Annotated in this window: 1 protein-coding gene; it reads left to right on the forward strand. The window is 63.5% G+C overall.

The window, feature by feature from the left end:
- The coding region (locus J0A65_RS22705) for a VWA domain-containing protein (RefSeq protein ID WP_206596577.1) at window positions 1-1980 on the forward strand (1980 nt) is incomplete at both ends.

A 1980-nucleotide genomic window follows, 5' to 3' on the forward strand; every position in this document is an offset into this window, starting at 1 on the left:
GGTGCCAGCCTGGGCCTGACCTACGAAGTGGTACGCACCGATGGCGATGGCGACCAGGTCACCGCCTCGGAAACCCTGGTACTGGCTGACGAACAAGGCTCGATCCTGAGCTTCGACGACGACGGCCCGACCGTGACTCCGCCCGAATGCGCCGAAGTCGAGGAGGTCAACGGCTACGTCACGCAAGGCGTCATCGAAGCCGACTACGGCAGTGACGGCGGTGGCTTCGACCTCTCCGCCAATGGCGGACCGACCGCGGATGGCCTGTTCTATACCGTGGTCAAGCTGAACGGCGTGACGACGCTGACCGCAACGGTTGGTGACGCCAGCGGTGAGACGTTCTTCATCCTCACCGTGTATGACGACCCCGATGCGCTCGGCAACGGCAACAACTACCAGCTGGAGATCGTCAATTCGCGTCCGGTCACCACCGCCGACTTCAACCTGACCGGCATCTCTGCGGGGCAGCCGCAGCCGTCCTTCTACGTGGAAAGTGGCGAGGGCCTTGCGGTCACCCTGACGGGTAACGGCCTGGTCAATCCGTCCACACAGGGGGTCGGTGTCGGTGGCAACAACCTCATCGACGTCGGCGAAGAGCTGCACATGACCTTCAGCGCCACCGTCTACTCGGCGGAGGTGGATGTGCAGAAGCTGTCCTCCGGTGACGAGCTGTTCTGGCAGGCCTATGACAGCAACGACGTCCTGGTGGCGGCGGGTACCTACACCGGCCAGGGCTCCGAGAGCTCGCTGTTCAGCTTCAACCTGGCCGATTCCGACTTCACCACCGGTTCGGCAGCGTCGCTGTTGAATGGCTTCATCAAGCTGACCTTCGGCTCCAATGACGGTGACTATCGGATTCAGGAAATTACCCTGGAGCAGACATTCCTGCCTCCAGACCTCGACCTGTCCTTCCAGATCGATGTCGTCGACGGCGACAACGATACGGTGAGCACGCAGCTCGATGTCTGCTTCGTCGATGACACGCCGACTGGCGGCTACGCGTTCGACCTGGTCGACGAGGAAGGGCTGTCCGGCGGCATCATCGGTGGCGTCGAGGACGATGCCGGGGCTGCCACCACGGTGACCGGCAGTCTGGGCTACGACTACGGTGGCGATGGCTTCGGCAGCTTCACCTGGCTGACGGACGATCTGCCCAGCATCACCTCGGGTGGTCAGACGGTCGAGTATGTGGTCAGTGGCAACGGCCAGGTGCTGACCGCGCAGATCGAAGGCAGCGGACAGCCGGTGTTCACCGTGACGCTCACCAATCCGGCAACGGGTGGCTTCCAGTTCCAGCTGTTCGAGCCTCTGGACCATCCGGCCCCGGGCTCCGGGAGCGTGGAGAACAACCTGAACTTCGAGTTCGACTACCAGATGGTCGACGGCAATGGTTCACCGGCCGAGGGTGTGCTGGAAATCTCCGTGGATGACGACTCTCCGCTGGCCCAGAACCTCAGCCAGAGCCGCGAGGCGTCCGGCGACGTCAACACCAACCTGCTGGTGGTGCTGGACGTTTCCGGCAGCATGAACAGCTCCGCTGACTTCGGCGGTCTGTCGCGCCTGGAGGCTGCCAAGCTGGCAGTGCTCGAACTACTGGAGCAGTACGAGGCGATGGGTGACGTGAAGGTGAGGTTGGTGACATTCGCCAGCGGCGCGGCTGCCTACGGCACCACCTGGATGACGGTGGATGCTGCCAAGGCGGCGGTGATCGGCTTCCCGGAATCCTCCAACAGTGCGACGACCAACTACGATGCCGCGTTGGACACGGCGATGAGTGCCTGGCAGTCGGCTGGCAAGCTGACGCTCACCGACAACCCGGGCGAGCCGCTGCAGAACGTCTCGTACTTCCTGTCGGACGGTGTGCCGAACCAGCCGGATGGCAGCGCGGGTATCAACCCTGCCGAGGAGGCCGAATGGATCGACTTCCTCAATGCCCAGCACATCCAGTCCTACGCCCTGGGCATGGGACCGGCGGCAGAG

The organism is Bowmanella yangjiangensis (assembly GCF_017255015.1).
Taxonomy (GTDB): Bacteria; Pseudomonadota; Gammaproteobacteria; order Enterobacterales; family Alteromonadaceae; genus Bowmanella; species Bowmanella yangjiangensis.